This window comes from Microbacterium sp. VKM Ac-2870 (genome assembly GCF_015350795.1).
Taxonomy (GTDB): Bacteria; Actinomycetota; Actinomycetes; order Actinomycetales; family Microbacteriaceae; genus Microbacterium.
Genome location: NZ_JADKSH010000005.1, coordinates 26,041 through 51,955, shown reverse-complemented (window position 1 = coordinate 51,955; position 25,915 = coordinate 26,041). Strand labels below are relative to the sequence as shown.

24 protein-coding genes are annotated in these 25,915 nt (G+C 69.7%); 16 read left to right on the top strand and 8 right to left on the bottom strand.

All coding sequences use genetic code 11. The features are described from left to right. The first annotated feature begins 1 nt into the window (after position 1). The 4 genes from ITJ43_RS12295 to ITJ43_RS12280 all read left to right on the top strand — a co-directional run bounded on the left by ITJ43_RS12295 (position 2) and on the right by ITJ43_RS12280 (position 6,439). Positions 2-3,973 carry a Pls/PosA family non-ribosomal peptide synthetase gene (locus ITJ43_RS12295; protein ID WP_194584143.1) on the top strand — a complete coding sequence of 1,324 codons (3,972 nt, stop codon included), beginning with the start codon at positions 2-4 and terminating at the stop codon, positions 3,971-3,973. Continuing rightward, positions 3,970-5,262, top strand: coding sequence for a M1 family metallopeptidase (locus ITJ43_RS12290; protein WP_194584142.1), 1,293 nt, complete (start codon positions 3,970-3,972; stop codon positions 5,260-5,262). The genes ITJ43_RS12295 and ITJ43_RS12290 overlap by 4 nt, the downstream gene beginning before the upstream one ends. Positions 5,263-5,417: 155 nt before the next feature. Then, positions 5,418-6,206, top strand: coding sequence for a hypothetical protein (locus ITJ43_RS12285; protein WP_194584141.1), 789 nt, complete (start codon positions 5,418-5,420; stop codon positions 6,204-6,206). A gap of 11 nt (positions 6,207-6,217) precedes the next feature. Then, positions 6,218-6,439 carry a hypothetical protein gene (locus ITJ43_RS12280; protein ID WP_194584140.1) on the top strand — a complete coding sequence of 74 codons (222 nt, stop codon included), beginning with the start codon at positions 6,218-6,220 and terminating at the stop codon, positions 6,437-6,439. A gap of 58 nt (positions 6,440-6,497) precedes the next feature. Here ITJ43_RS12280 and ITJ43_RS12275 read toward each other — a convergent pair whose 3' ends face one another. The 4 genes from ITJ43_RS12275 to ITJ43_RS12260 form a co-directional block, all read right to left on the bottom strand. Continuing rightward, positions 6,498-7,031 carry a chemotaxis protein CheY gene (locus ITJ43_RS12275; protein ID WP_194584139.1) on the bottom strand — a complete coding sequence of 178 codons (534 nt, stop codon included), beginning with the start codon at positions 7,029-7,031 and terminating at the stop codon, positions 6,498-6,500. A gap of 3 nt (positions 7,032-7,034) precedes the next feature. Further along, positions 7,035-7,973 carry an NUDIX hydrolase gene (locus ITJ43_RS12270; protein ID WP_194584138.1) on the bottom strand — a complete coding sequence of 313 codons (939 nt, stop codon included), beginning with the start codon at positions 7,971-7,973 and terminating at the stop codon, positions 7,035-7,037. Then, entirely contained in the window at positions 7,970-10,138 is a 2,169-nt protein-coding gene (locus ITJ43_RS12265; protein ID WP_194584137.1) for an RNA degradosome polyphosphate kinase, read from the bottom strand. Before ITJ43_RS12265 ends, ITJ43_RS12270 begins: the two co-directional genes overlap by 4 nt. A 71-nt stretch (positions 10,139-10,209) precedes the next feature. Next, positions 10,210-10,908, bottom strand: a complete 699-nt coding sequence (locus tag ITJ43_RS12260) for a response regulator transcription factor (protein ID WP_194584136.1) — start codon at positions 10,906-10,908, stop codon at positions 10,210-10,212. Positions 10,909-11,032: 124 nt separating this feature from the next. Between ITJ43_RS12260 and ITJ43_RS12255 the strand changes: the two genes are divergently transcribed. The 4 genes from ITJ43_RS12255 (at position 11,033) to ITJ43_RS12240 (ending at position 14,308) form a co-directional block, all read left to right on the top strand. Next, entirely contained in the window at positions 11,033-11,320 is a 288-nt protein-coding gene (locus ITJ43_RS12255; protein WP_194584135.1) for a hypothetical protein, read from the top strand. A gap of 135 nt (positions 11,321-11,455) precedes the next feature. Continuing rightward, positions 11,456-12,061: an FABP family protein gene (locus ITJ43_RS12250; RefSeq protein ID WP_194584134.1), complete on the top strand. Its 606-nt coding sequence runs from the start codon at positions 11,456-11,458 to the stop codon at positions 12,059-12,061. Positions 12,062-12,068: 7 nt separating this feature from the next. Further along, a complete protein-coding gene (locus tag ITJ43_RS12245) occupies positions 12,069-13,166 on the top strand; it encodes a YgfZ/GcvT domain-containing protein (protein WP_323741221.1) in 1,098 nt (365 codons plus the stop codon). A gap of 5 nt (positions 13,167-13,171) precedes the next feature. Beyond that, a complete protein-coding gene (locus ITJ43_RS12240; RefSeq protein ID WP_194584132.1) occupies positions 13,172-14,308 on the top strand; it encodes an FUSC family protein in 1,137 nt (378 codons plus the stop codon). A 100-nt stretch (positions 14,309-14,408) separates the two neighbouring features. On the opposite strand, the gene ITJ43_RS12235 is transcribed toward ITJ43_RS12240, so the two are convergent. Continuing rightward, on the bottom strand, positions 14,409-15,248 hold the full coding sequence (locus tag ITJ43_RS12235; protein ID WP_194584131.1) for a class I SAM-dependent methyltransferase: 840 nt from the start codon (positions 15,246-15,248) through the stop codon (positions 14,409-14,411). A 41-nt stretch (positions 15,249-15,289) separates the two neighbouring features. Here ITJ43_RS12235 and ITJ43_RS12230 point away from each other — a divergent pair, with 41 nt between their 5' ends. Then, entirely contained in the window at positions 15,290-16,039 is a 750-nt protein-coding gene (locus ITJ43_RS12230) for a phosphoglyceromutase (RefSeq protein ID WP_194584130.1), read from the top strand. 88 nt (positions 16,040-16,127) lie between these two features. On the opposite strand, the gene phoU is transcribed toward ITJ43_RS12230, so the two are convergent. Continuing rightward, complete coding sequence (gene phoU / locus ITJ43_RS12225) at positions 16,128-16,829, bottom strand: phosphate signaling complex protein PhoU (protein WP_194584129.1); 702 nt, start codon at positions 16,827-16,829, stop codon at positions 16,128-16,130. A 167-nt stretch (positions 16,830-16,996) separates the two neighbouring features. On the opposite strand from phoU, the gene ITJ43_RS12220 reads away from it, so the two are divergent. Beyond that, positions 16,997-18,190, top strand: a complete 1,194-nt coding sequence (locus ITJ43_RS12220) for a sensor histidine kinase (protein ID WP_194584128.1) — start codon at positions 16,997-16,999, stop codon at positions 18,188-18,190. Continuing rightward, a complete protein-coding gene (locus ITJ43_RS12215) occupies positions 18,187-18,870 on the top strand; it encodes a response regulator transcription factor (protein WP_194584127.1) in 684 nt (227 codons plus the stop codon). Before ITJ43_RS12220 ends, ITJ43_RS12215 begins: the two co-directional genes overlap by 4 nt. Positions 18,871-18,929: 59 nt before the next feature. Here the strand turns inward: ITJ43_RS12215 and ITJ43_RS12210 are convergent, their stop codons facing one another. Next, positions 18,930-19,397, bottom strand: a complete 468-nt coding sequence (locus ITJ43_RS12210; RefSeq protein ID WP_194584126.1) for a DNA modification methylase — start codon at positions 19,395-19,397, stop codon at positions 18,930-18,932. Positions 19,398-19,542: 145 nt separating this feature from the next. On the opposite strand from ITJ43_RS12210, the gene ITJ43_RS12205 reads away from it, so the two are divergent. The 5 genes from ITJ43_RS12205 to ITJ43_RS12185 all read left to right on the top strand — a co-directional run bounded on the left by ITJ43_RS12205 (position 19,543) and on the right by ITJ43_RS12185 (position 24,487). Continuing rightward, positions 19,543-20,025 (top strand): CarD family transcriptional regulator, encoded by a 483-nt coding sequence (locus tag ITJ43_RS12205; RefSeq protein WP_194584125.1) that lies wholly within the window; start codon positions 19,543-19,545, stop codon positions 20,023-20,025. Between the two features lie 127 nt (positions 20,026-20,152). Beyond that, positions 20,153-21,340: a 2-C-methyl-D-erythritol 4-phosphate cytidylyltransferase gene (gene ispD, locus ITJ43_RS12200; RefSeq protein ID WP_194584124.1), complete on the top strand. Its 1,188-nt coding sequence runs from the start codon at positions 20,153-20,155 to the stop codon at positions 21,338-21,340. A gap of 90 nt (positions 21,341-21,430) precedes the next feature. Continuing rightward, positions 21,431-22,834, top strand: coding sequence for a cysteine--tRNA ligase (gene cysS / locus ITJ43_RS12195; RefSeq protein WP_194584123.1), 1,404 nt, complete (start codon positions 21,431-21,433; stop codon positions 22,832-22,834). Then, positions 22,827-23,819, top strand: a complete 993-nt coding sequence (gene rlmB, locus ITJ43_RS12190) for a 23S rRNA (guanosine(2251)-2'-O)-methyltransferase RlmB (protein ID WP_194584122.1) — start codon at positions 22,827-22,829, stop codon at positions 23,817-23,819. The genes cysS and rlmB overlap by 8 nt, the downstream gene beginning before the upstream one ends. 29 nt (positions 23,820-23,848) lie before the next feature. Then, positions 23,849-24,487 carry an NAD(P)-dependent oxidoreductase gene (locus ITJ43_RS12185; RefSeq protein WP_194584121.1) on the top strand — a complete coding sequence of 213 codons (639 nt, stop codon included), beginning with the start codon at positions 23,849-23,851 and terminating at the stop codon, positions 24,485-24,487. 76 nt (positions 24,488-24,563) lie between these two features. Here the strand turns inward: ITJ43_RS12185 and ITJ43_RS12180 are convergent, their stop codons facing one another. Next, complete coding sequence (locus ITJ43_RS12180; protein ID WP_194584120.1) at positions 24,564-25,874, bottom strand: DUF4032 domain-containing protein; 1,311 nt, start codon at positions 25,872-25,874, stop codon at positions 24,564-24,566. Positions 25,875-25,915 lie beyond the last annotated feature (41 nt).

Genomic DNA, 25,915 nt, shown 5'->3' with positions numbered 1-25,915 from the left:
CGTGACGGCATCCGCGCAGAGCGCACTGGACAGATCCGCCGTCGCCCCGCCCGCGCGCACGCTGCTCGACATCCTTCGCGCCACGACGCTCGCCCATCCCGAAGCATCCGCGATCGACGACGGCTCTGGTGCCCTCAGCTACCGCGAGCTGATGGCGCGCGTCGGTGCGACGGCCGCCCGGCTGCACGACGCCGGAGTGCGGCGTGGCGATCGTGTCGGCGTTCGGATGCCGTCGGGCTCGAAGGAGCTTTATATCGCGATCCTCGGCATCATCGCCGCGGGGGCCGCATACGTGCCGGTCGACGCGGATGACCCCGACGAACGGGCGCGGCTCGTGTTCGGTGAGGCGCGCGTGCGCGGCGTCATCACGGGAGAGGGCGAGTTCGCCCCGGCATCCGGATCCGGCGAAGAAGATTCTGAGCAGCCGGCGCGCGCGGATGCGTCGGTGACGGCCGCGACCGCGTTGTTCCAGGGGACAGCCCCCCATCCGGCCACCCAGGCGATCATCGCCGTGCCGCCCCCGACCGTCGACGACGACGCATGGATCATCTTCACGTCCGGCTCGACCGGGGTGCCCAAGGGTGTCGCTGTCAATCACCGCGCGGCGGCCGCCTTCGTGGATGCCGAGGCGCGCCTGTTCGTGCAGCACGCGCCCCTCGGCGCCCACGATCGCGTTCTGGCAGGGCTGTCGGTCGCGTTCGACGCCTCCTGCGAGGAGATGTGGCTGGCATGGCGCCACGGCGCCTGTCTGGTACCCGCGCCCCGGTCGCTCGTGCGCTCGGGGGAAGATCTGGCGCCCTGGCTGTTGCGCCAGGGGATCACCGTCGTCTCCACGGTGCCCACGCTCGCGGCGATGTGGCCCGCCGACGCGATCGAGAACGTCCGCCTGTTGATCTTCGGTGGCGAGGCGTGTCCGCCTGAGCTTGCCGCCCGGCTCGTCGGTGACGGCCGCGAAGTGTGGAACACCTATGGCCCCACCGAGGCGACAGTCGTCGCGTGCGCCGCGCCGCTGGACGGTTCGGTTCCCGTGCGCATCGGATTGCCGCTGGATGGCTGGACGCTGGCCGTCGTCGATGCGGAAGGCACCCCGGTCGCGGAGGGCGGCGTCGGCGAGCTGATCATCGGCGGCGTCGGACTGGCCCGTTACCTCGACCCGGCGAAGGATGCCGAGAAGTATGCCCCCATGCCGACGCTCGGCTGGGAGCGCGCTTATCGGTCCGGCGACCTCGTCCGGTTCGAGACCGAGGGGCTCATCTTCCAGGGGCGCGCCGACGACCAGGTGAAGGTCGGCGGTCGTCGGATCGAGCTCGGTGAAGTGGAGGCCGCTCTCCAAGAGCTGCCTGGCGTCAACGGGGCTGCGGCAGCGGTGCGCACCACCGAAGCCGGCGTTCCCGTGCTGGTCGGCTATCTCGCCGCCGCACCCGACTTCGATCGGCTGGCTGCCCGGGCCGACCTGGCTGCCCGACTTCCCGCGCCGATGGTCCCGCTGCTCGCGGTCGTGGACGATCTGCCGGTGCGTACGTCGGGAAAGGTCGACCGCGCCGCGCTGCCCTGGCCGCTGCCCGATGTAGAACTGCCCGCGTCGGACCTCTCGCCGGGCGAAGCGTGGCTCGCCCAGCAGTGGTACGCCGTGCTCGGCATGCCGGTCACCGATCGCAAGACCGATTTCTTCGATCTCGGCGGCGGCTCGCTCGCCGCCGCGCAGCTCGTGTCGCGTATCCGCACGCGGGTGCCGGAGTTCTCGGTCGCCGACATCTACGACGTTCCCCGGCTGGGCGCGATGGCCAAAGCCCTCGGCACCGGTTTGCAGGAGGACGCCGCCACGGACTTCCACCGTCCGCAGCCGACGCCCCGTCGGGCGCAGTGGGCGCAGACGATCCTCGCCGTGCCGTTGTTCATCCTCTCCGGCATCCGGTGGATGCTCTATCTGCTGACGGCATCGGCGATCCTGCAGCTGTTCCCGGGCTTCGAGGTGCTTCCCGACGCGCCGCTGTGGGTGCTCCTGGTCGGGCTGTTGGTCTTCTCCACGCCGTTCGGCCGCATGGCGATCGCTGCGGCATCGGCGCGGCTGCTGCTCGCCGGGGTGCGCCCGGGTGACTACCCGCGCGGCGGCTGGGTGCATATCCGTCTTTGGTTGGCCGAGCAGATCGCCGACCAGGTGGATGCCGTGGGTCTGGCCGGGGCTCCCTGGGTGAGTTACTACGCCCGTGCGCTGGGCGCGCGCATCGGCGCCGGCGTCGACCTGCACGCACTCCCGCCGATCACGGGCATGCTCGACATCGGCGATGGGGCCGCCATCGAACCCGAGGTCGACCTCTCCGGTTACTGGATCGACGGCGATGTCGTTCGCATCGGCGGCATCCGGATCGGCGCCGGTGCAACGGTGGGCTCGCGCAGCACCCTCGCTCCGGGAACGCGCATCGGGCGTCGTGCGGAGATCGCCCCCGGCTCGGCGGTGTTCGGCCGCGTGCGAGCAGACCAGACGTGGGCAGGATCGCCCGCCGTTCGTGTGGGCGGCAAATCGGCCCAGTGGCCCTCCGACCGTGCGCCGGCGCCGACGCGCTGGCTGTGGGCGTACGCCGCGTCGGCGGTGGCGCTCGCGCTGCTGCCGCTCGTGTCGTTCGCCGCCGGTGCGCTGGTCGTGGCACGCGGGATCGACGGGGCGCCGACGCTTGCCGCCGCCCTCGGGGGTGCGCTGGCGTGGCTGGTGCCCGGCGTGATCGTGGCTGGCGTCGTGTTCGCCGGCGTCGTCGTGCTGACCGTTCGACTGCTCTCGATCGGGCTGCACGAGGGCACCCATCCGGTGCGCAGCCGTATCGGGTGGCAGGCGTGGACCATCGAGCGCCTCCTCGACTCGGCACGAACGATCCTCTTCCCGCTGTACTCGAGCCTGTTCACCCCGGTGTGGCTGCGCATGCTCGGCGCAGAGGTCGGCCGTGACGTCGAAGCATCCACGGTGCTGCTCATCCCGTCGCTGACGCGCATCGAGGACGGTGCGTTCCTCGCCGACGACACGATGGTCGCGTCCTACGAGTTGCACGGCGGATGGATGCGCATCGGTCCCGTCCGCATCGGCAAGCGGGCGTTCCTCGGCAACTCGGGCATGGCCGCGCCCGGCCATCGGGTCCCGCGCGACGGCCTTGTCGCGGTGTTGTCGTCCGCCCCCGCCAAAGCGAAGCCCGGGTCGTCGTGGCTGGGTTCTCCCGCCGTGCGGTTGCGCCGGCGTTCGGCCGAAGGCGACGAATCGCGCACCTATCGGCCGCCGACGCGGCTGCGGGCGGCGCGGGCGGTGTGGGAGCTCTGTCGGTTCGTTCCCGTGGTGGTCACCTGTGCGATGGGACTCGTCGTCGTCTTCACGCTCGCCGGGCTCATCGAGGTCATCGGTCTCGCCGGAGCCATCCTTCTCTCCGGCATCGTTCTCCTCCTGGCCGGCGCTGTGGCAGCCGGCATCTCGACCCTCGCCAAATGGCTGATCGTCGGCCCCATCCGCGCGGGCGAGCACCCGCTCTGGTCGAGTTTCGTCTGGCGCACCGAGGTGTCCGACACCTTCACCGAGATGGTCGCCGCGCCGTGGTTCGCCCGCGCCGCCGCAGGAACGCCCGCCCTCGCGGTCTGGCTGCGCTCGCTCGGCTCGACGATCGGGCGCGGCGTCTGGTGCGACAGCTACTGGCTGCCCGAGCCCGATCTGGTCACCCTCGGCGACGGATCCACCGTCAACCGGGGGTGCGTTGTGCAGACCCACCTGTTCCATGATCGAATCATGAGCATGGACACCGTCGAACTCGAGCCCGGAGCCACGCTCGGCCCCCACAGTGTGATCCTGCCCGCGGCGAGTATCGGCGCCCACGCGACGGTGGGCCCGGCATCGCTCGTGATGCGTGGCGAGACGGTTCCGGTCGGCTCCCGCTGGAGCGGCAACCCCATCGGTCCCTGGCACGCGGTGAAGGTGCGCGTCTACCAGTCGATCTCGTGAGCGGTCACGACCCGTACACCCCCGAGAGCGGTGACCCCTCGTTCGACGTCGAATCGTACGACGTCGAGATCGACTACCGTGTGCGCACCAACCGCCTCGAGGGGCGCACGATCATCAACGCGGTGGCGACCGTGCCCGTCTCGGCGGTGAGCATCGACCTCGTCGGCCTGCGTGCCACGCGCGTGAGGGTCGACGGCAACCGTCGCACCCGGTTCTCGCAGGGTCCACGCAAGCTGCGCGTCACCCTCCCGCACCGGCTGCAGGCGGGGGAGCGGTTCTCGATCGACGTGGCGTACGCCGGAGCGCCCGCGCCGCGGCGCTCGCGGTGGGGCACCATCGGTTGGGAAGAGCTCGAAGACGGCGCGCTCGTCGCGTCGCAGCCGACCGGCGCCCCGACGTGGTTCCCCTGCAACGACCGCCCCGATGCCCGTGCGCCACTGCGCTTGTCGGTGACGACGGATGCCGGGTACCTCCCCGTCCTCACGGGCAGGCCCACCGGTACGTCGCTGAGCGGCGGGCGGGTCACGGTGACGGCCGAGTCGTCCGTGCCGATCGCGACCTACCTCGTCGCGGTGCACATCGGTGCGTACGAGCAGATGGCTCTCGACGACAGCGACGGGGTGCGGGTGTTCGCTCCGGTGTCGCTGCGGCGCGAGGTGACGCGGGCATTCGCCGAGGTGCCGCGCATGCTGGAGCTGTTCGCGGCGTCGTTCGGACCGTATCCGCAGGAGGACTGCGCGCTGGTCGTCACCGACGACGAACTCGAGATCCCCCTCGAGGCGCAGGGACTCGCGGTCTTCGGTCGCAACCACCTGGTCCCCGACGAGCAGCGTCTCATCGCCCACGAGCTCGCGCACCAGTGGTTCGGCAACAGTGTGGGTATCGGCCGCTGGAGCGATATCTGGCTCAATGAGGGGTTCGCGTGCTTCTCGGAGTGGCTGTGGTTCGAGGCCTCGGGCGGGCCGACCGTCGCGCAGAAGGCCGCCAAGCATTACGCGCGCCTCCACGAGCTGCCGCAGGACCTTCTGCTGTCCGATCCGGGGCCCGACCTGATGTTCGACGACCGCGTCTACAAGCGCGGCGCGCTCACTCTGTATGCCCTGCGATGCGCCGTCGGCGACGTCGTCTTCTCGCGCCTTCTCCGCGAGTGGGTCGAGACCTACCGGCACGCCCTCGCGACGACCGACGACTTCCGCGCTCTGGCCGCCCGCGTCGCCGGGCGCGACCTCGACGACGTCTTCACTCCGTGGCTCGACCGAACCGCGCTGCCCCCGCTTCCGCGCCCGTAGCGCCGGCCCGGGCGGCCCGGATGCCCGCGGGCATCCGATCGACCACGTGAGCACCGACCTTCGTCTACGACCTCGGATGCGCGCGCGTCGCGACGCCTCGCTGGATTCTCCTGATCAGAGGCGGAAAAGGATCTTCCCGGCTCCGGTGATTGAGTGTGGTCGGCTCCGAGCGCACGCTTGAGGGCCGGGAGGGCGTCGCCTACGGTGAAGCCACCGCTCCCGGCGGCACACGGAAGAACATCGATACGGAAGTGAAGGTCATCATGAAACTGCAATTGCGCCCGGTGGCGATTCTCGCCGGAGCCGCCCTGGTCGCAGGAGGTCTCCTGACGGCGAGCCCCGCGACGGCTGCCGAGAATCCCGCGTCAGCTCCCTCCGAGCAACAACCCCTCAACGGCCCCGTCTCGCAGCTCTCCGCTGCCCAAGAGCGGGCGCTTTCCCAGCTGGAGAATGCGACCGATAGGGCGACGGGAGTCTTCGACGCCGAAGCGGCTCTCGCGGCCGGGGTGGGCGAGTCCGACGTCGCAGACTACGCGGCGACGTACACCGCCGCCGGCAACGGCGTCGTCGGCTTGACGGCGGCGGTCGATGCCCAGACGACGCCGCAGGCGCGCACTGTCGCTGCTGCCGCGGCGACGTGTTCGGGGGCGCGAGGCTACACGGGCTTCTGGGGATGGGGTTGGCAGACCGCGCTCGACTCGTGCGATACAGATCTTCTGATGGCCTCCATCGCGGGCGGGGGCGGCGCGGTCGCGGCCGTCGGTGGCGTCATTGCTGCTGCCACGGGTCCGGGTGCGCCGGCGGGCGGTATCGTCGCCGCGGCCGGAGGCCTTGTGGCGGCAGGCGCCGGCATCATCGCCATCTGCAAGGCCGCGAGCCGCGAGAAGCAGGCCATCTATCTCAACGTGTACGTCACCGGCGGCGTCGGCTGCTGGGGTCAGTGAGGGGACCGGTCATGTTCTCTACAACCGTGTTGCGGTTGTTCGCGGTCGTCGGGGCGGTGATCTGTCTCGTCGGCGTGGCTCTCGCCGTGACGCTGGGCATCGAGTCGGCGTCGCGTGCGCCCGCGTCGCCGTGGCTCCTGACGGCGACGGCGATCGCACTGATCGCCGGGCTGGTGCTCACCATCGGCTCCGCGGTGACGCTGGCGCGTCGTCCCAGGGAAGACGAGCGCTGAAAGTGAGCCGGAGCGGACCACGACGCACGATGTCGTGGTCCGCTCCGCTCCCGCTCCGCTACTGGGGGATCCGCGCGGCGCAGAGGAGGATTCCCGGCGGCCCGGAGAGATCTTCACCGCGGGCGGCGACGAGCCCCTGTCGCGCCTCGTCGGGCACGTGGGCGCTCCACACAGAGCTGTCGTCCCGCGCGACGACGTGGATGGATGCCGGGTCCACCCGCAGGCCGAAACCGGTGGTCTTGAGGGCGGCCTCCACGCGTACCCACCGCCGCAGCCCGCCGGGCGCACCGCCCGCCGCTTCTCGCACGGAATCGTGCAGCGGTTCGGCGTCGAGGGCGAAGCCCGCCGTACCGGCCCGCGGAAGGATGCCGACGACCGCCGTCGCACCGGCGTAGGTCACCGAGGCGAACCACCGCTTGTCGTCGACCTGCACCGGACCGTGCGGGCCACCACACGTCGGGCAGGGGTTGGTCAGCTCCGCGGACGGCGTGCCGGCATCCGCCAGCAGCCCCCGCAGCAGACCCCACGCGACCGTCCGCCGGCCATCGCGGGAGGAGGGGACCGGTGCCCACGCCAGGCGGAGCCCTTCCACGGTCTACAGCTTCGGTTCGTGCGTCTCGATCGCGATGATGCCCGACCCCGGGTTCGTCGCCGACAGATGCACGACGGAGAAGGCGGCGGTGTCCAGTGCGGAAGCACTGCCCAGATACGACCCGTGGAGCGTGCCCGTTGCCAGTGCCAGCTCCGCCATGATCCCGGGAAGCACCGGACCGTGGCTGCAGAGCACGGCGGGCTTGCGGGAACGCACGCGTCGTCCGATCACCGCGCGCACATCCGACGTGCCGTCCTCCCACGCATCCTGGCTGAGCGCCGAGGTGCGGTGGATCTGCTTGCCGAGAGCCGCGGCCAGCGGCGTCACCGTCGTGACGCAGCGCACCGCGTCGCTCGAGACGATCTTGCGCACGCCGAAGGCGCGTAGCTGTCCGACGGCCGCTGCCGCCTGCTTCGCACCGCGGGCGGTCAGGGGGCGCGCCGCATCGGCGCCGTCCCAGTCCTCGCGGGCAAGGGCCTTCGCGTGCCGCAGAACGACGATGGGGAAGGTGCTCAGTACGCCGTCGTCGACGTAGCGCAGGAACTCCTCCAGGATCTCCACATCGACCGGGTATGAGAGCTTGGTGAGCGCCTTCCGAGGGGAGATCCACTCGACGGCGGCGACCTCCTTGTTGGGGACGAACGCGGAAGCGCGAATGGCAGCATCCGTCGCCTCCGCCGACCAGTAGTGCACGATCTTCTGCCGCTTGTTCGGCATCTGGTAGCGCGAGACACCCACCGGGATGCCGAGGGCGACCTGGATTCCGGTCTCTTCGAAGATCTCACGCGCCGCGGTTTCGGCGAGGCTCTCGCCCGGCTCCACCTTGCCCTTGGGAAGGGTGACGTCGGCGTAGGCCGTGCGATGGATCACCAGCACTCGGAGCTTGCCGTCGACGACCCGCCACAGGACTCCACCCGCCGCGTAGACCGCGGTGTCGGTCATCGCGCGGCCCGGGCCCGCCGCCGACGCTGCACCTGCGTCATCGTGCGTTCCTGAAGATCGATGAGCGGCTTCCCCGCGGCATCCAGGCTGTGTCGCTGCCACTCGCCGCTGTCCTCGAGGTGCCACGAACTGGTCTCGTCGCTCATCGCGAGATCGAAGAGATCGACGAGCTCCTTGATCTGCGCGGGCGCCACGACCCGCACGAGCGCCTCGACGCGACGGTCGAGGTTGCGGTGCATCATGTCGGCGCTGCCGATGAAGACCTGGGGGTTGCCGTCACCGGCGAACGCGAAGATGCGCGAGTGCTCGAGGTAGCGACCGAGGATCGAGCGCACCGTGATGTTGTCGCTCACGCCCGGAAGACCAACCTTGAGCGAGCAGATCCCGCGCACCCAGACATCCACTCGCACGCCGGCTTGGCTGGCCCGGTAGAGGGCATCGATGATCTGCTCGTCGACCATCGAGTTGACCTTGATGCGGATGTGGGCGGGCTTGCCCTCCAGGGCGTGATGACGCTCGTTCTCGATCTGTCGCAGCAGTCCCTTGCGCAGGTGCAGGGGGGCCACGAGCAGACGTTTGAACTTCTTCTCGATCGCGTAGCCGCTGAGTTCGTTGAACAGGCGCGTGAGGTCGCGTCCCACCTGCTCATCGGACGTGAACAGTCCGAAGTCCTCGTAGATGCGGCTGGTCTTCGGGTTGTAGTTGCCGGTGCCGATGTGGCTGTAGCTGCGGAGCATGCCGTCTTCCTCGCGGATGACGTGTAGCAGCTTGCAGTGGGTCTTCAATCCGACCAGACCGTAGACGACGTGGACGCCGGCCTTTTCGAGCTTGCGCGCCCACACGATGTTCGCGGCCTCGTCGAACCGAGCCTTCACCTCGACCAGCGCCAGCACCTGCTTGCCGCGCTCGGCGGCGTCGATCAGGGACTGGACGATCGGGCTGTCACCCGACGTGCGGTAGAGCGTCTGCTTGATCGCGAGCACGTGCGGGTCGCGGGCGGCCTGCTCGAGGAAGCTCACGACGCTGGTCGTGAACGACTCGTACGGGTGGTGCACCAGCACGTCGCCCTTGCGGATCGCCGCGAAGAGGTCCGCGCGTCCGTTCTGCTCGGCAGGCTGGAACGCCGGCGCGGTCGTCGGCACGTGCGCCGGGAAGCGCAGTTCGGGCCGGTCGATCCGTGCCAGGTCGAACAGGCCGCGCAGGTCGAGGTGGCCGGGCAGCCGGTAGACCTCCTGCTCGGTGATGTCGAGCTCGGCGATGAGCAGGTCGAGCGTGACGTCGTCCATGTCCTCGGTCACTTCGAGGCGGATGGGCGGGCCGAACCGGCGGCGGAGCAGCTCGGCTTCGAGTGCCTGGATCAGGTTCTCCGTTTCGTCCTCTTCGACGACCACGTCTTCGTTGCGGGTGAGGCGGAAGGTGTGGTGTTCGAGGATCTCCATGCCCGGGAACAGATCGCCCAGGTGGTTCGCGATGAGCTGCTCCAGCGGCAGGTAGCGCGTGCGACCGGGCTCGCCGGGAACGGCGACGAAGCGGGGGAGCATCGGGGGCACTTTCAGGCGTGCGAACTCCTGGCGCCCCGTCTTGGCGTTGCGGATGCGGATCGCGAGGTTGAGCGAAAGGCCCGAGATGTAAGGGAACGGGTGAGCCGGGTCGACCGCCAACGGCATGAGAACCGGGAACACCTGTGACTGGAAGTAGTCGGAGAGCCCGCCGCGGTCTTCGGCCGACAGCTGGTCCCACGACACCATCTCGATGCCGACATCGGCGAGAGCCGGCTGAACCATGTCGAGCCAGGCGCTCGCTTGGCGCAGCTGCAGGGCGTGCGCGGCATCCGAGATGTCGGCGAGCACATCCTGCGGAGACCGGCCGACGTTCGTCGGCACGGCGAGGCCGGTGAGGATACGGCGCTTGAGGCCGGCCACGCGCACCATGAAGAACTCGTCGAGGTTGCTGGCGAAGATCGCGAGGAAGTTCGCGCGTTCCAGAACCGGCAGCGACGGGTCTTCGGCGAGCTCGAGAACACGCTGATTGAACGCGAGCCAACTGAGCTCGCGATCCATGTAGCGGTGCTCGGGCAACTGGGCGTCGCCGTCTTCGACCATCTCGTCGAAGTCGTCGTCGTCCTCGTCGCCCAGCCCGGTGTCCAGAACGTCGGTGTCGATCATTCCATCATCATGTCAGGGCCAGGTGACCGTCGCGTTAACCGCTCTGCGCGCGGTAGCCGCGACGTACGGGTTCACGTCTGCGAAGACTCGCGTGAGGTCGGGATCTGGTCGTCCTCGTACACGTTGAAGCGGTATCCGACGTTGCGGACCGTGCCGATGAGCTGCTCGAGATCGCCGAGCTTCGCCCGCAGTCGCCGCACGTGCACGTCGACGGTGCGGGTGCCGCCGAAGTAGTCGTAGCCCCACACCTCGCTCAGCAGCTGTTCGCGCGTGAACACCCGGGACGGGTGCGTCGCGAAGAAGTGCAGAAGCTGGAACTCCTTGTAGGTGAGATCCAGCGGCTTGCCGTGCACCTTCGCCGAGTACGAGGACTCATCGATCGTGATGCCGGAGGTCTGGATGCGGCTGGACACCTGCGCCGCCGACTGACGTCCGACCGCAAGGCGGATGCGGGCATCCACTTCGGCGGGTCCCGCGCCGACCAGGATCACGTCGTCGACGCCCCAGTCCGTCGATACGGCGGTGAGACCGCCCTCGGTGACGACGAGCACGAGCGGTGCGTCCAGGCCGGTCGTGTTGAGGATCTTGCACAGCGACTTCGCGCCGACCAGATCGGTGCGGGCATCGACGAAGATGACGTCGCAGCTGGGGGCGTTCACCAACTGCGCGGGCTCGGCGGGGATCTGGCGAACCCGATGGCTGAGCAGCTCGAGCGCGGGCAGGACGGGACCCCCGCCCGGGGCGGAACTCAAGACGAGCAGCTGAGCCAATGGGGTCCCTTCCGGTGCGGACGCCCGAACCGTGCCCCCATCTTAGAACCCGCCCGAACCCCCTCTGCGCGCCGCCCGTCACGGGGTGCGTGCGCGCACCGCCCGCGTCGGTGAGAATGGACGCATGACGCTTCCCGGATTGGCGCCTCGCGCCGGTTATGGCGGCATCGTGGCGGTCTGGGCCTCTGCTGCGGTGATCGCCATCGTGATCGGCATCGCTGCCCCCGCTGAGTGGCGCGCGGCGTGGATGCCGGTGGGCATGGCCGGCTGCGTCATTCTGGCGTTCGTCGTGCAACTGGTGCAGGGACATTCGCAGGGGTTTCTCCGGAGGATGGCCGCCAGCGTGCTGGGCGCGTTCGTCGTCATGGGTCTGATCGGCCTGGGTCTCGGTCTCTCCAGCCTGTTCCTGTGAAGGGTAGAGTGAGCACATGGACCTCGTTGCGCTCGAACTGTTCTTCGTCGGGTTGCTCGCGCTCGCCTCGGTCGCGATCGTCTTCGTGTCGGGTGTCGTGATCAAGAACCTCTACCGCGGCCAGCGCTGAGCATCATGCTCGACCTGCCGACCGACCTGCCGGCCGATCTCGTTCCACTGTCGTGGCTGCTGGGTGTCTGGGAAGGCACCGGCGTCATCGACTATGAGGCCGATGGCTCCTCCTTCAGCGGGGAGTTCGCTCACCGTGTCAGCTTCAGCCACGACGGTGGCGACTACGTGAACTACGCCGCCCACGCCTGGCTCATCGGCGACGAAGACGTTCGCACCCCTCTGGTCGCCGAGACAGGCTACTGGCGTTTGGCCCGCGCCGCCGATGCGGCAGATGCGGGCCCTGGGCTTCTGCCGGCATCCACTCCGCGCGATGCGCCCCGCACCGCCGACGACGTCGAGGCGCTTCGCAACGGCGAGGGCGGCTTCGACCTAGAGGTCGCGATCGTTCACGCTGACGGCGTCAGCGAACTGTACGTCGGCCAGGTGCGCGGCCCGCGTATCGATCTCGCGACGGATGCCGTCGTGCGCCCGGCCAGCGCGAAGGTGTACACCGCCGCGACCCGCATGTATGGACTGGTCGACGGGCACCTGTTGTGGGCGTGGGACATCGCCGCGCTGGGCGGCGAGCTCGCCTCGCATGCGTCCGCACGTCTGGCCCGGGTCGAGTGACCACGCCGTGACCGACTCCGTCCCCATCGGCAATCCCTTCGACCGCGTCGCCGGCGCCGTCATCGACGAGCGCGGGCTCGCTCACGTCGCCGCGCCGGCCCGCGAGCAGCGGGAGCTGGCGGCAGGGCGTGCACTGGCACCGCTCGATGACCGGGTCGTCCTTGCCGTGGACGGTGTCGATCGCCTCACCTGGCTGGACTCGATCACATCCCAGGCGCTCGCTGCTCTCGCCCCCGGTGTGAGCACCGAACTTCTGGTCCTCGATCCGCAGGGGCATGTGGAGCACGCGGCATCCGTCATCGACGACGGGGAGCGCACCTGGCTCATCGTCGACCGCGACCGCGCGAGCGCGCTGCACACCTGGCTCGTCCGCATGCGGTTCCGGTTGCGTGTCGATCCGCACGACCTCTCCGACAGCCTGCGCGTCATCGGCGGCACCGCGGCGGCCGTCGCGGAACTCCCGTCGCTCGCGGTCTGGCGCGATCCGTGGCCGGTCGTCGGCGCGGGAGGATGGGGCTACGCCCCGGCGTCACCGCATCCCGGCGAGGCCTACGACTGGGCGGAGGCGATCGTCACCGTCGAGGACGCTGCCCGGCTGGCTGCGTCTGCTGCATCGGGAACCCAGCCCGTCGCCGGATGGATGGCCGTCGACGCCCTGCGCGTCGCCGCGTGGCGGCCGCGCGCCCTCACCGAAGCCGACGGCCGTGCGCTGCCGCACGAAGCCGATTGGCTGCGCACCGCCGTTCACCTCGACAAGGGGTGCTACCGCGGGCAGGAGACGGTGGCAAAGGTCCACAATCTGGGGCATCCGCCCCGCCGCCTCGTGTCGCTGCAACTCGACGGCAGTGACGCACAGCTACCCGAACCCGGTGCCGACGTGCTTCTCGGCGACGAGGTGGTCGGCGCTGTGACGTCGGTCGCGCGCCACCACGAAGAGGGTCCGATCGCGCTGGCGTACGTCAAGCGGACGACCCCCGTCGAGGCCGACCTCTCGGTCGCCGTCGAGGATGGGCGCGTCTCGGCGGCCCAGGAGGTCATCGTTGCCCCCGACGCCGGCCGCACGGCATCGATCCCGCGGATGCCGCGGCTCTCCCGGCGCCGCTGAGCCCGGTGTCCGCCGCCGATTCGCCGCCGCCCGATCACCCTGAGCACCTCGCGCCGCAGACGGCGGCGATCGTGACCGGCTGGCGCGCCCGCTGGCATCCGCGCATCGGGATCGACCGCGTCCTCGCATCCGGCCCGGCGATCGTGCAGATCGTCGTGGCGGCCACCGCGTCGTTCTCCTTCGCCCACTACGTGCTCGGGCATGCGGCCCCGCTGCTCGCGGCGACGGTCACCGTCTCCAGCCTGGGGCTCGTCCGCGATGCACGCCCGCGGCGGGTGCTCGAGACCGTGATCGGGATGGTCGTCGGCATCCTCGTGGCGGAGCTCATCGTCCTCGTCGCCGGCATCGGCTGGTGGCAGCTGGGACTCACCCTCGCTGCCTCGCTCGTCGTCGCCCGCTTCCTCTCGCCGCAGCCGGCGTTCGCCATCGCGGCGGCGGTGCAGTCGGCGATCGTCATGGTCATCCCGGTCAGCGTGCCGTTCGTCCGCATGATCGACGGCATCGTCGGGGGAGTGGCGGCGCTGCTCGTGACGGCGCTGTTGCCGCGCAGCCCGTTGCGCACAGTGACCCGCGAGGGCACCCAGCTGCTGGCCGCGTTCGACAGCGCGATCACGACCCTGGTTCAGGCGCTCCGTCGGGGAGACCCGGCCCGCGCCGAGCGCGGCCTCGCGAAGGCACGCGGACTGCAGTCTCTCGTCGACCAGTGGCGTGCGGGAGTGGAGTCCGGCTCGGAGATCGCGCGGATCTCCCCGTTCCTTCGGCGCCAACGCCCCGAGTTCCAGCGTCAGGAGCGCGTGCGCCTGCACCTGGACCTCGCAACCCGAAACCTCCGCGTCATCGGCCGCCGTGTGGTGTACCTGTGCGACGACCGGCATCCTCGGCCGATCGCCGCCGATCTGCTCGGCGAGCTTGCGGCGGGCGCGCGACTGATCTCCGACGCGCTGGGTGACATCTCGTACGAACCGGCGGCCCGTGAAGCGATCCGCGCCGTCGCCGGACGGCTCGATCCGAGCGTGCTGGCCGGTCGCAGTTCCGCCGTCGACCAGACCCTGATCGGTGCGCTGCGCCCGCTCGCGGTCGACCTGATGACCGCGGCCGGCATGCCCGCCGACGAGGCGCGGGCCGCGATCCCGCGGGTCTGAGCGGTCCCGGTCGCCTCCCGAAAGCAGGCGATCTGCCGAGAACAGGCGAAGACGGGAACGAACGTCCTGCCGCGGGCCGATTGCCTGCGTCCGGCCGCGCTCAGTGTGCGGGGGTGACCAGGCTCCAGGGAACGGTGAGCTCGCCGAGGCGCCAGCGCGAACGCCCGCCGACCGGCCAGCCCGCCGTGTGCAGGGCGTCGAGGGTCGTGCGCCAGCGGTGCACGGGCCCGAAGGATGCCGTGCCGACAGCGCGCGTCCACTCATCGTCGAGCGCGCGCAGCAGAGCGTGCACCGGTTCGCCGGGCACGTTGTGGTGGATGAGTGCCTTCGGCAGCCGCTCGGCCGCGATCGAGGGTGCCGCCAGCCCGGCGAGGCGCAGCGAGATCGTCAGGGTGCGCGGCTCGGCATCGTGGCCGATCTCCAGCCAGGTGCAGACACGTCCCAGCTCATCGCACGTTCCCTCGACGAGGATGCCGTCGGCATCCAACCGCGCCGACATCCGCGACCACGCGCCGCGCACCTCCGACTCGTCGTACTGACGCAGCACGTTGAACGCCCGCAGTACCGCGGGGCGGCGACCCGTCGGGGTGGGCACTTCGAACCCGCCGCGCGCGAAGGAGACGTGCGCGTCGGGCGCGAACGAGGTCGAGCCCGCGCGCACTTCGGCGAGTTGCGTGCGTGCCCTCTCGACCCGTGCCGGGTCGATCTCCAGGCCGTGCACCTCGACGTCGGGGCGGGCGCGGCGAAGGCGCTGCTCCAGTTCGAGCACGGTCACCGCGCTGGCGCCGTAGCCCAGGTCGATCACGAACGGATCGGCGGCGCGGCGCAGCACCGGATGCCGCGCGATCCACCGGTCGATGCGACGCAAGCGGTTCGTGTTGGTCGTGCCGCGCGTGATCTGCCCGACCACACCACGAGCGGGTGCTTTCTCCGGCGGCATCCCCCCATGATGCCAGTGCCGTCGCCGATAGAATGGCGGGTATGACCGCGCCCTACACGCTGATCCTCCTCCGCCACGGGCAGAGCGAGTGGAACAAGACCAACCAGTTCACCGGGTGGGTGGATGTCCGCCTCACCGAGCAGGGTCGCGGCGAAGCCGCGCGCGGCGGTGAGCTGCTCAAGGAATCCGGCATCCTGCCCGACGTGCTGCACACCTCGCTGCTCAGCCGTGCGATCCAGACCGCGAACATCGCGCTCGACACTGCCGACCGCCTCTGGATCCCCGTCAAGCGCTCGTGGCGCCTGAACGAGCGTCACTACGGCGACCTGCAGGGCAAGGACAAGGCGCAGACCCTCGAGCAGTTCGGCGAGGAGCAGTTCATGCTGTGGCGCCGCTCGTTCGACGTGCCGCCGCCCCTGCTGCCCGACGACTCGCCGTTCAGCCAGGTGGCCGACCCGCGCTACGCAGGCATCGACGGCGAGGTGCCCCGCACCGAGTCGCTGAAGATCGTCATCGACCGTCTGATCCCGTACTGGGAGGACGAGATCGTCCCCGACCTGAAGGCCGGCAAGACGGTACTCGTCACCGCGCACGGCAACTCGCTGCGCGGCCTGGTCAAGCACCTCGATGGCATCAGCGACGCCGACATCGCCGAGCTCAACATCCCCACCGGCATCCCGCTGGTGTACCGCCTCGGCGAAGACCTCATGCCTGTCGCGCCGGGAGAGTACCTCGACCCCGAGGCCGCCGCTGCCGGTGCCGCCGCGGTCGCAAGCCAGGGCAAGGGCTGACGCGGGCCGTTCACGACAACGCGAGAGGGGGATGCCGACCGGCATCCCCCTCTTCGTCGTTCAGACCTCTGCGTGCGGCGGCGATGACCTACTGGGCGTCGTCGACCGACTCGCCCTCGGCGATGATGACGGCGATGGTGTCGGTGTCGGGGGTCCAGTCGCCGGTCGCGAGGTAGGCGACCTTCTTGGCGACCGACACGGCGTGGTCGGCGAAGCGCTCGAGGTAGCGGCTGGCGAGGGTCGCGTCGACCGTGGCTCCCGCCTCGCCCTGCCAGTTCTCGCTCAGCACCTTCTCGAACACGGCGAGGTGGTGGTCGTCGATCTTGTCGTCGAGGGTACGGAGCGTCTCGACGAAGGAGAGATCTTCGGTGCGCAGCAGCTCGGTCAGGGTCTTCGCGACCTCGACGTCGAGTTCGCCCATCTTGGTGAACGTGCCCTTCAAGCCCTTGGGGATGGCGCGCTCCGGGAAGCGCATGCGCGTCAGCTGGGCGATGTGTTCCGCGATGTCGCCCATGCGCTCGAGCGACGCGCTCACCCGGAGGGCGGCGACGACAATGCGCAGGTCGCGGGCGACGGGTTGCTGGCGGGCGAGGATCTGGATCGCGAGTTCGTCGAGAGCGACGGCCTTCTCGTCGATGATCTGGTCGGCCTCGATGACCTCTTCGGCCAGGGCGACGTCACTCGTGCCGAACGCGCGCGTGGCCTTGTCGATCGCCTCGGTGACCAACTCGGCGATCTCCACGAGACGGGCCTGCACGTCTTCGAGCGACTGGTGGAAAACTTCGCGCATCAGGAGACCTCTCTTCGCGCGGGGAGGCACAGTGCCATCCGCTGACCCGGTGATCATCGCGGGCCAAGGTTAACGATCGGTGCCGCAGCGATGAACGTTGCCGCCCCGGTTTCGGGTGAGCATCCGCAACGTGAATCTGCGGTGTCCGTCCACCCTACGCTGGGAACATGGACTCCCTGCAGCCGGTGATCGCGCTGATCCTCGGCCTCGTTCTCGGCGGTGGCGTGGCGACGCTCGTGCTCATCGCGCTGCGCGCGCGCGACCGTGCACGGGTTGCGGCATCCACGGCTCTGCCGGACGGCACCGCGGCAGTTCTCCAGGGGATGGACGAGGTGGCGGTCGTCGTCGACACCTCGCTGCAGATCGTCGCCGTGTCGGCGCCGGCGACGCTGTTCGGCATGCACGAAGATTTCGCTCTGCCCGGTGACGAATTGCGGGCGCTCGCCCGCACCGTGCGCCGGACCGAAACCCCCGAAACGCAGACCATGCGCCTGAAGCGGGGCGTCGAACCGCGGCTCGTTTCGGCGCGGGCGAGCGTGATCACTCCCCGGCTCATCCTCATCGTCGTCCGCGACATCACCGAACGAGAGCGTGTCGAGGAGATGCGCCGCGATTTCGTCGCGAACACCAGCCACGAGCTGAAGACGCCGGTCGGCGCGGTGAGCCTGCTCGCCGAAGCCGTCGAATCCGCCGCCGACGACCCCGACCAGGTCCGCCACTTCGCCAGTCGGCTCAGCGCCGAGGCGGCGAGGCTGAGCCAGTTGACGTCGCGCATCATGAACCTCTCGCGGTTGCAGTCCGCCGATGACCTCACAGAGCTGCGCGACGTTTCTGTCGACGAGGTGGTGGCCGCGGCGATCGAGTCGCAGTCGGTCGCCGCCGACTCCGCCGCGATCACGGTCGCGCGCGGGGGTTCGCGCCACGCCTACGTGCGCGGCGACGTGCAGGTGCTCACCGAGGCGATCGCGAACCTCGTCGCCAATGCCATCGCCTACTCACCGCAGGGCGGCCAGGTCGGGGTGGGTGTGAAGAGCGACGGCGACGTCGTCGAGATCGCCGTCACCGATCGCGGCATCGGCATCCCCGAAGACGAGCAGGAGCGGGTCTTCGAGCGGTTCTACCGCGCCGATCAGGCGCGCTCGCGACGCACCGGAGGCACCGGACTGGGCCTGTCGATCGTCAAGCACGCCGTGCAGCGCCACGGCGGCGAGGTCGAGGTCTGGTCGCGTCCTGGTCGCGGGTCGACCTTCACCGTCCGTTTACCCGCCGTCGCCCCGCCCGATGACCTTCCGGTCAAGAAGAAGCGCAAGAAGAAAGCCGCCCGCGATGATGCGCGGGCGAAAGGAGACAAGAAGCGATGACACGCGTCCTGATCGTCGAGGATGAGCCGGACCTGGCCGATCCTCTCGCCTACCTGTTGCGCCGCGAAGGGTTCGAGGTGGAGATCGCTGAAGACGGGCCCGCCGCCCTCGACGCCTTCACCGCGCGCGGCGCCGACATCATCCTGCTCGACCTCATGCTGCCCGGGATGCCGGGAACTGAGGTGTGCCGCATGGTGCGGATGACCTCGAAGGTGCCGATCATCATGCTGACCGCGAAGGACTCCGAGGTCGACATCGTCGTCGGACTCGAGCTCGGCGCAGATGACTACGTCACGAAGCCGTACTCGTCGCGCGAACTACTGGCGCGCATGCGCGCCGTGCTGCGCCGCAGTGAGGGACCCGATCTGGGTCTGGACGACAGCATCGTCGACGGTGGGCGCGTGGTGCTCGACATCGATCGGCACACGGTCGCTGTGGACGGTCAGACGATCCCCATGCCGCTCAAGGAGTTCGAGCTGCTCGAGGTGCTCATGCGCAATGCGGGTCGCGTGCTGACCCGCGGGCAGCTGATCGACCGCGTGTGGGGCAGCGACTATTTCGGTGACACCAAGACGCTCGACGTGCACATCAAACGCATCCGTTCGCGCATCGAGCGCAATCCGAGCGAGCCGGTCATGCTACTGACCGTGCGCGGCCTCGGCTACCGATTCGAGGCGTGAGCGGGAACCGCGGGCGGCGCGCCGAGCGGTAGAGGCTCAGCCGTCCGCGGTGTCGCCGGTCAGTTCGACGGAACGAACGCGGAGAGGTAGGAGAGCGTGCCGTCGAGGACGGGAACGCGATCTTCGACCGCTTCGCCGGTGCCGGACTGGAACGACGTGCGCACATCGGTTCCCGGCTTGGACGACAGCCCGGTGAACAGGAGCGGGTCGGCGCCGTCGAAGCCGAGGCTCACGGTGGATCGGGCGGGAACGCGCACACGCTGCGTCGATCCGTCCACGCCGACGAGGAGAGTCTCGTCGCTGTCGGTGTCGTTGACGATCGCGGCGAGGAAGTTGGCTTCGGTGCCCTTCTCGTTCGCCACGAACAGTGCGTTGCGCACCTTCAGCGGAGCCGAGTGCGTGATGTTCACGCCTTCCGCCGCGGAGTAGCTGATGGTCGTGGCCTGCGGCGAGATCATGCTGCAGCCGGCCGTGGAGAGGACCACAACGGCGGCGAGAGCGACGGACGCGAGACGGCGCGTGTTCACGGATCCTCCTGGACGAGTCGGTGTGTGCCCATTCTATGCCGGGAGCGGGGACGCCCTTGATCTTCGAGGGGGTCATCGGTCAGTCGGCGAACCTTAGCGTATGCCGGCTGTGGTATTCTGGACTTTGCCGAAAGGACATAACTGCATGCTTTTTGAGGTTGGCGAGACGGTCGTCTATCCGCACCACGGGGCCGCGACGATCATCGAGGTCAAGGACCGGATCATCAAGGGCGAGACCAAGAAGTACCTGAAGCTCAATGTCACGCAGGGAGACCTCATCATCGAGGTCCCTGCAGACAACGTCGACTTGGTCGGCGTTCGTGACGTGATCGGCAAGGACGGTCTCGAGAAGGTGTTCGACGTGCTGCGCGCGCCGTTCACGGAAGAGCCCACCAACTGGTCGCGCCGGTACAAGGCGAACCTCGAGAAGCTCGCGTCCGGCGATGTGATCAAGGTGAGCGAGGTCGTTCGCGACCTGTGGCGTCGCGATCAGGACCGCGGACTGTCGGCCGGGGAAAAGCGCATGCTTGCCAAGGCGCGCCAGATCCTCGTCTCCGAGATCGCTCTCGCGCTCAAGGCTGATGAAGAGCATGCTTCGGGTGTGCTCGACGAGGTCCTCGCCAGCTGATCCGGTCGCCCGGTCGCTGACTCCTCCATGAGGGGGGCGTGACTTCGGCCGCTCCTGCCGTCGGTTTGCGCCGGACGCCGCAGGGGCCACGCGGCCCAGCCGTCGTGGCGTCGGTAGGGTCGGAGGTATGAGCTCTGAGCTGGTTCCCGTTCCGCGCACCGCCGTCATCGTCGTCGCAGCGGGATCCGGGCAGAGGCTGGGCGCCGGAGCGCCGAAGGCTTTCGTCGGGTTGGATGCGCACACGGTGCTGCGTCACGCGCTCGCGGGCGTGTTCGCCGCGCCGCTCGCCCAGGTGATCGTCGTCGCGCCCGAAGACCGTGTCGGCGATGCGCTCACCGAGGCGCGCGAAGCGGCGGGGGAGCGCCATGACCTTGTCTCGGTCGTCGCGGGCGGAGCCACGCGACAGGAATCGGTGGCCGCGGGTCTGCGCGCGGTGTGGCCGGATGTCGAGCGGGTTCTGGTGCACGACGCCGCCCGGGCACTGACACCGCCCCACGTGTTCGCCCGGGTCATCGCCGCCCTCGAAAGCGGCAAAGACGCGGTGCTTCCGGTGCTCCCTGTCGTCGACACCGTCAAGCGGGTCGACGGCGACGCCGTCCGTGAAGCCGTCGACCGCTCCGAGCTCGCGGCGGCGCAGACCCCGCAGGGTTTCTCGCGGAAGATCCTGGATGCCGCCTACGCCGCGGCATCCCGCGATCACACCGACGATGCGGCCCTCGTGCAGAGCGCGGGGACCGCCGTGTGGACGGTTCCCGGCGACGAACGTGGGTTCAAGATCACGACGCCCGCCGATCTCGATCGAGCGCGTGCCGTGCTCGGCGCGGCCGCGCCGAGCCGCGGCGTGCCGATGCCGCGGGTCGGCGTCGGCACCGATGTGCACGCGTTCGGTGGCGAGGGGGACCTCTGGCTGGCCGGGGTCGCCTGGCCCGGCGAGCGGGCCCTGCACGGTCACTCGGACGGGGATGCCGTGGCTCACGCAATCGTCGACGCCGTGCTGGCGGCGGCCGGACTCGGCGACATCGGCACGCATTTCGGCACCGAAGAGGTGCAGTATGCCGGGGCGCACGCCGACGTCTTCCTCGCCCGGACGCGGGAGCTCGTCACGGCCGCCGGCTTCGAGATCGGCAACGTATCGGTTCAGGTGCAGGCACGCCGACCGCGTTTCGCCGCGCGCCGCGCCGAGGCCGAGTCTGTCCTCTCGACGGCGCTGGGCGCGCCGGTCTCGGTGTCGGCGACGACCACCGACGGTCTGGGCTTCACCGGCGTGGGCGAGGGCGTCGCGGCATTCGCGGTGGCGGTCGTCTTCCCCCGCTGAAGGGGGGCCGCCTTCGCGGCGGGCGGGCGTGATCGTCGTCGCCGCGTCACCGCCGCTGTCGCGCGTTGCGCGCGCCGGTAGGCTGGAGCGGTGACAGTCCGGCTCTACGACACCCAGGCACAGGCGTTGCGCGACTTCGCGCCGCAGAGCCCCGGCCACGTCACCATGTACGTCTGCGGTCCGACGGTGCAGTCGGGCCCCGGCATCCACCACCTGCGCGCAGCGCTCGCGTTCGATCTGCTGCGGCGGTGGCTGGCGCGACGCTTCGGGCGGGTCACCTTCGTTCGCAACGTGACCGACATCGACGACAAGGTGCTGCAGAACGCCACGGAGAACGAGCCGTGGTGGGCGCTCGCGTACCGCATGGAGCGGGAGTTCGGCCGCGCGTATGCCGCGATCGGCATTCTCGCGCCGACCTACGAACCGCGCGCCACGGGGTCGATTCCGCAGATGCAGGAGCTGATCCAGACGCTCATCTCCCGCGGCCACGCGTATGCGGCGGCCGGTGACGTGTACTTCGATGTGCGCTCGTGGCCGGCCTACGGCGCACTCACGCACCAGAGCATCGACGCGATGGAGCCCGCAGCCGATGCCGATGCGCGAGGAAAGCGCGACGCGCGCGACTTCGCTCTGTGGAAGGGCGCCAAGCCGGGTGAGCCGGCGGATGCCGTCTGGGAGAGCCCGTGGGGTCCGGGGCGGCCTGGCTGGCACATCGAGTGCTCAGCCATGAGCCGGCGCTACCTCGGCAGCTCGTTCGACATCCACGGCGGGGGCATCGACTTGCGCTTCCCCCACCACGAGAACGAACTCGCCCAGTCGACCGCAGCCGGCGATGCCTTCGCGCGTTATTGGGTGCACAACGGTCTGGTGACCGTCGGCGATCAGAAGATGTCTAAGTCGCTCGGCAATCACCTCCTGGCCGCGGATGTGCTCATCGAGCGCGACCCGCTCGTCATCCGGTACGCCCTCGCTGCGGCCCATTACCGTTCGAACCTCGATCTCACGCCCGCCTCCTTCGATGAGGCGGAGGCGGCTCTCGACCGCATTCGCACCTTCCAGCAGCGCGCCGCGCGGGCGCTGGGGACGAGCACGCCTCTCGTGGCCGCCGACCTCCCCGACGCGTTCGCCGCCGCGATGGACGACGACCTCGGCGTGCCCCAGGCCCTCGCGGTCGTGCACGAGACGGTGCGTGCCGGCAACGCTGCCCTCGACGCCGGCGATCGCGACGGTGCCGCTCGTGCGCTCGTCGAGGTCGGCCGGATGACCGGCGTGCTCGGCATGAACCCCACCGATCCGCGCTGGCGCGGTGACACCGACGACGCGCAGGCGCGGGCCCTCGACGGCCTGTTGCAGGCGATGATCACCCAGCGCGCCGAGGCGCGCGCGAACAAAGACTGGGCGGCAGCCGACCGCCTCCGCGATGCGATCGCGGAGGCAGGCGTCGTCCTCGAAGACGGTCCCGACGGGACACATTGGAGTCTGAACGATGGCTAAGCCGGGCAACCCCTCTGCGGGTAAGGGTAAGAAGAAAGGCCCCGTCAAGGGCACGGGCGGTCTCGGGCGCAAAGCGCTCGAGGGCCGAGGCCCCACGCCCAAGGCGGAAGATCGCGCCTGGCACGTCGCCGGCAAGCGCAAGGCTGCGGCCGAGCGCTACGCCGCGGCGGGCGGCAAGGGGCGGCCCGGGCAGAAGCCGACGCAATCGCGCGCCCCGAAGTCCAAGGCCGGTGACGAGACCGAGAACGTAACCGGGCGCAACTCCGTGCTGGAGGCGCTGCGGGCGCGCATTCCCGCCACCGCCTTCTACATCGCGCAGCGTGTGGAGATGGACGACCGCGTCAAGGAGATGCTGTCTATCGCGACCCAGCGCGGCATCCCCGTGATGGAGGTGACCCGCCCTGAGCTCGACCGCATGGCGGGCTTCGATGGTGTGCACCAGGGCGTCGCCCTCAAGGTGCCGCCGTACGAGTACGCGCACCCGCAAGACCTGCTCGAGCAGATCATCGACAAGGGCCAGACGCCTCTGCTCGTCGCCCTCGATGGCGTGACCGACCCGCGCAACCTCGGCGCGATCATCCGCTCGACCGCGGCATTCGGAGGTCAGGGGCTGATCATTCCGCAGCGTCGTTCTGCCGGCGTCAACTCCGCCGCGTGGAAGACGAGCGCGGGAGCCGCGGCCCGCGTGCCGGTCGCCATGGCACCCAACCTGACGACGACGTTGAAGGATCTGAAGAAGCAGGGCGTGTTCGTGCTCGGCCTGGACGGCGGCGGTGACGTTGCGCTTCCGCAGCTCGAACTCGCCGATCGACCCGTGGTCATCGTCGTCGGTTCGGAAGGCAAGGGGCTGTCGCGGCTCGTCACCGAGACGTGCGACCAGATCGTCTCGATTCCGATCTCGGCCGCCACCGAATCGCTCAACGCCGGCATCGCGGCATCCGTCGCGCTGTACCAGGTCGCCACGATCCGCGCCGCCGCCGAGTGACGCAGCACCGAACGAAGGGACTGACCGACATGGCCATCATCGCTGTACTGGGCGGAACCGGCTTCGCCGGCCGTCACATCGTCTCCGAAGCCGTCGACCGAGGGCACACCGTGCTGTCGGTGGCCCGCTCGGTCGCCGCCGACCGCGTGCCGGGCGCCACCTACATCGAGGGCACGCTGCTCGACATCCCCGGTCTGGTCACCCAGCTCGAGGGCGTCGACGTCGTCATCAGCGCGGTTGCTCCGCGCGGCGCGATGGAAGGGCTCGTGCGGCCCAACCTCGAGTCACTCAACACGGTTCTCCCGGAGAGCGTTCGCCTCGGCGTTATCGGCGGCGCCGGGGGCAGCCTCGTCGCTCCCGGCGGGGCGCGCGTGGTCGACATGGGCTTTCCCGAGGAGTACAAGGCCGAAGCGCTCGAGATGATCGGGGTGCTCGAAGACCTGCAGACCGAGCAGACCGGGCGCGACTGGTTCTTCGTGCACCCGGCCGGTGGCTTCGGCGCCTTCAACCCGGGTGAGCGCACGGGCATCTACCGTGACGGCGGCGACGTCATCGTGACGGATGCCGCGGGGGAGTCGTTCATCTCCGGCGCCGATCTGGCGGTCGCCATCCTCGACGAGATCGAGAACCCGAAGCACTCGCGGGAACGCTTCACCGTCGGATACTGACGCGGCACGCGGCACGCGGCGTTTCGGCCGCGTGCAGCCTCCCGGCCGTTGAGTGAGCGCAGCGAGGCGAACCGCTCTAGACCAGGTCACGCCAGTCGACGTCGTCATCCTCGTCGTCGTCGATCGTCGAGATCGCCGACGTCACGATCGGAATGGCCATCGTTTCGGTCGGAGGCCCCATGACCGTGGCCTCGTCGCGACGGTACCGCAGCACGTTGTCGATGTACGACGAAACGACTTCGGCGATCGGCACCGACTGACCGCGCGCCTGCGACATGTACCATCGGTGCTCGAGCACCTGGTGGAACACCTCTGCGGGCTCCAGCTTCGCGCGCAGGTCCCACGGGATTGCCTTGATGACCGGCTCGAACACTCGGGTCAGCCACTCGTGCGCGACCATCTCCTCGTCCGAACCGAGGCGAGACACACGCGCCCGGAACTCGTCCATGTCGTTGAGCAGGCGGCGAGCCTGGTTCTCTTCGACGTCGAGGCCCGTCAACCGGAGGAGGCGGCGCTGGTGATGACCGGCGTCGACGACCTTCGGCTGGATGGAGACGGTCGTGCCGTCGGAGGTGGTGCGGATCGACATCTCGCCGATGTCGAAGCCGAGATCGTTGAGGCGCTTCACCCGCTCGGTGATGTGCCACGCCTCGCCCGCCGCGAAGCTCTCCTTGTCGGTGAGGGCGGCCCACAGTGAGTGGTACGACGACATGATGCCGTCGGCGACCGCGACGGCATCCACTCCGCCCTCGAGACGGCCGCCGGCTTCGAGATCCATGATCTCGCCGGCGATGTTCGTGCGGGCGACGTCGAGATCGTGTTCACGCTGCCCGCGCGTGAGTCCGGCCTCGTGCAGCTCGCCGGTCTCGGCGTCGACGAGGTAGGCGGCGAAGGCGCCCGCGTCGCGGCGGAAGAGCGTGTTGGACAGCGACACGTCGCCCCAGAAGAAGCCCGTCGTGTGCAGACGCACGAGGAGGGCGGCCAGCGCGTCGACCAGGCGGCCGGCGGTGTCGGGCCGTAGCACCTGCGTGAACAGGGCCCGGTAGGGGAGTGAGAACTTGAGGTGGGCGGTCACGAGCGCGGCGGGGAGGGGGTCACCCTTGGCGGTGCGACGGCCGTCGATCACGGCGACGCGTTCGACACACGGCACGTCGAGGCGGCCGAGCGCGCCCAGCATGTCGTACTCGCGGCGCGCCATCTCGCCAGTGGTCTCCTTGACCGCGACGACACGACCGGAGAGATCTGCGAAGCGGACGAGGTGGCGCGAGAGGCCCTTGGGCAGCGAGACGATCGTGTCCTTGCCCCACTCGTCGAGGGGAGTTGACCAGGGCAGGGCGAGGAGCCCGGCGTCGACGCTGCTTGCAGTGATCGTGAGGGAGTGGACCACGCCGGTCTTCGCTTTCGTCGGGGGGACGGACGACGCGGCGC

Coding starts and splice junctions, on each gene's coding strand:
- ITJ43_RS12280 (WP_194584140.1), top strand. CDS start 6,218: ATGTTCTCTACAACCGTGTTGCGGTTGTTCGCGGTCGTCGGGGCGGTG.
- ITJ43_RS12255 (WP_194584135.1), top strand. CDS start 11,033: ATGACGCTTCCCGGATTGGCGCCTCGCGCCGGTTATGGCGGCATCGTG.
- ITJ43_RS12270 (WP_194584138.1), bottom strand. CDS start 7,973: ATGACCGACACCGCGGTCTACGCGGCGGGTGGAGTCCTGTGGCGGGTC.
- ITJ43_RS12235 (WP_194584131.1), bottom strand. CDS start 15,248: ATGCCGCCGGAGAAAGCACCCGCTCGTGGTGTGGTCGGGCAGATCACG.
- ITJ43_RS12215 (WP_194584127.1), top strand. CDS start 18,187: ATGACACGCGTCCTGATCGTCGAGGATGAGCCGGACCTGGCCGATCCT.
- rlmB (WP_194584122.1), top strand. CDS start 22,827: ATGGCTAAGCCGGGCAACCCCTCTGCGGGTAAGGGTAAGAAGAAAGGC.
- phoU (WP_194584129.1), bottom strand. CDS start 16,829: ATGCGCGAAGTTTTCCACCAGTCGCTCGAAGACGTGCAGGCCCGTCTC.
- ITJ43_RS12185 (WP_194584121.1), top strand. CDS start 23,849: ATGGCCATCATCGCTGTACTGGGCGGAACCGGCTTCGCCGGCCGTCAC.
- ITJ43_RS12205 (WP_194584125.1), top strand. CDS start 19,543: ATGCTTTTTGAGGTTGGCGAGACGGTCGTCTATCCGCACCACGGGGCC.
- ispD (WP_194584124.1), top strand. CDS start 20,153: ATGAGCTCTGAGCTGGTTCCCGTTCCGCGCACCGCCGTCATCGTCGTC.
- ITJ43_RS12230 (WP_194584130.1), top strand. CDS start 15,290: ATGACCGCGCCCTACACGCTGATCCTCCTCCGCCACGGGCAGAGCGAG.
- ITJ43_RS12220 (WP_194584128.1), top strand. CDS start 16,997: ATGGACTCCCTGCAGCCGGTGATCGCGCTGATCCTCGGCCTCGTTCTC.
- ITJ43_RS12250 (WP_194584134.1), top strand. CDS start 11,456: ATGCTCGACCTGCCGACCGACCTGCCGGCCGATCTCGTTCCACTGTCG.
- ITJ43_RS12265 (WP_194584137.1), bottom strand. CDS start 10,138: ATGATCGACACCGACGTTCTGGACACCGGGCTGGGCGACGAGGACGAC.